This window comes from Desulfosporosinus sp. (genome assembly GCF_014237355.1).
GTDB lineage: Bacteria > Bacillota > Desulfitobacteriia > Desulfitobacteriales > Desulfitobacteriaceae > Desulfosporosinus.
In genome coordinates this window covers 1-1,603 of the sequence record NZ_JABZFS010000085.1, presented here as the reverse complement: position 1 = coordinate 1,603, position 1,603 = coordinate 1, and the positions used below count along the sequence as shown (strand labels likewise).

Annotated in this window: 4 protein-coding genes; all 4 read left to right on the top strand. The window is 42.0% G+C overall.

What is annotated here, in order from left to right; all coding sequences use genetic code 11:
* On the top strand, positions 1-204 hold a 204-nt coding region (locus HGJ98_RS20715), incomplete at its 5' end, for an aconitase family protein (RefSeq protein ID WP_291353607.1).
* 26 nt (positions 205-230) lie between these two features.
* A complete protein-coding gene (locus HGJ98_RS20710; protein ID WP_291353606.1) occupies positions 231-383 on the top strand; it encodes a hypothetical protein in 153 nt (50 codons plus the stop codon).
* A 65-nt stretch (positions 384-448) separates the two neighbouring features.
* A complete protein-coding gene (locus HGJ98_RS20705) occupies positions 449-592 on the top strand; it encodes a hypothetical protein (RefSeq protein WP_291353605.1) in 144 nt (47 codons plus the stop codon).
* A 4-nt stretch (positions 593-596) separates the two neighbouring features.
* Positions 597-1,469 carry a hypothetical protein gene (locus HGJ98_RS20700; RefSeq protein ID WP_291353604.1) on the top strand — a complete coding sequence of 291 codons (873 nt, stop codon included), beginning with the start codon at positions 597-599 and terminating at the stop codon, positions 1,467-1,469.
* Positions 1,470-1,603 lie beyond the last annotated feature (134 nt).

Here is a 1,603-nt window from a genome sequence, read left to right as displayed (position 1 = left end):
GCAATAGTTGAGAGTCCCTGCTGCGGACCCTGTATGGGCGGCAGTTTCGGGCTGCTGGGTGACGGTGAGGTGGGGCTTGCCACGTCTAACCGCAATTTCCAGGGGAGGCAGGGCAGTGCTAAGGCTTTTGTGTATCTTTCCTCTCCGGCCACTGCGGCAGCATCTGCACTTACGGGCGAGATAACTGATCCGAGAAAGGGTTAAACGGGTGTTGGTGGTTTGATTGTGGGATGCTTTCTGGAGTTGTTCAGGAAGCTTTATTTTTAGGTTGGTTTCATGGCGTAGTTAGGGGGGAAATTATGAAGATTTGTATTGACGGACGAGATGGAAAAACGGGTGGCAGGTATTATGTACGGGCTACGGTAGTTAAGTTGGGGGTATAGTAACTGCGGGAAGTTGTTATGATATATGCAGTGGTTGGGATTGGTTGTGTGGTCAGAAGGGTTTTGTGGAGTACGGCAAAAGCTTAATTCGGGAGAAAAGTAAAGAAGGATGTATGATGATTGAAATTCGTCCAATAGGCAGTATGTGCAAAGCAAGTTCAGATATACACTCTATGCGAAATAGTGCCTTGATTCTTCATGAGGGTTAGTAACATGTATCCACAGAACTTTTTTTCTCTATTTCCTCCGTTTCCACGTAACAACAAGGTCTTTGTTGCAATGAGTTTCAGTGAGGAATTTGATTCGAGATGGGAGAATTTAATAGCTCCAACCATTCGCAAGGTACAGATGAACGGAGTTTCATTAAATCCATACCGTGTGGATGTGAGCAGGATAAACGATTCGATTCTCACAGATATATTAGAGGGGATTCGGAGTTCACTTCTTATTCTCGCCGATATCACAGCAATCGGGAATATCAGCGGCAAACCAGTACGTAACGGAAATGTAATGTACGAGATAGGGATAGCACAAGCAATTCGTCTCCCGGAAGAAGTGATTTTATTTAGGTCAGATAAAGATGAAATCCTATTTGATTTAGCAAACATAAGAGTCAATTTTTACGACCCAGACAGAGACCCAATAAACGCATCGACTATTTTGGGTAAATCATTAATTGAAGCTCTATCAGAAATAGATCAGAAGAAGTCTTTAGCTGTTAAACATGCTGCTGAGAGTTTGGATTTCAATAGCTGGCAGCTTTTAGTTCAGGCTGGTGCTTCACCGACGAAAACAGTAGTTCAACCTGTTATTCGCACTATGGGAGATGTGATGAGCAAAACCCGCGTATTAATGGCGATATATCGTCTACTGGAATTAGGTCTGCTCACTACTCAATTCATAGATATAACAAAAACTGTTCTAGAATCATTTGATCCTCATGCTCCAGCAGAAGATATTTTGAAATATAGAATTACACCTTTTGGTGAAGCAGTAATTGAACAGATTGCCGAAAAAATGGGTTTAACTAAAGTAAAAGATATAAATGAATTGAAGGATTTTATGTCTAATCACATGCTTGAATAGTTATCAAGGCGCTACTTCACCTAACTACACATTTGTAGTTCCGTTCAACCTCCATCCCAATGCATGCCCCGCTTTTTAATTTGTGCCATTTGGCCAGTACTCCTATTTATCTAATTATGCGGGGTGGTACTTTG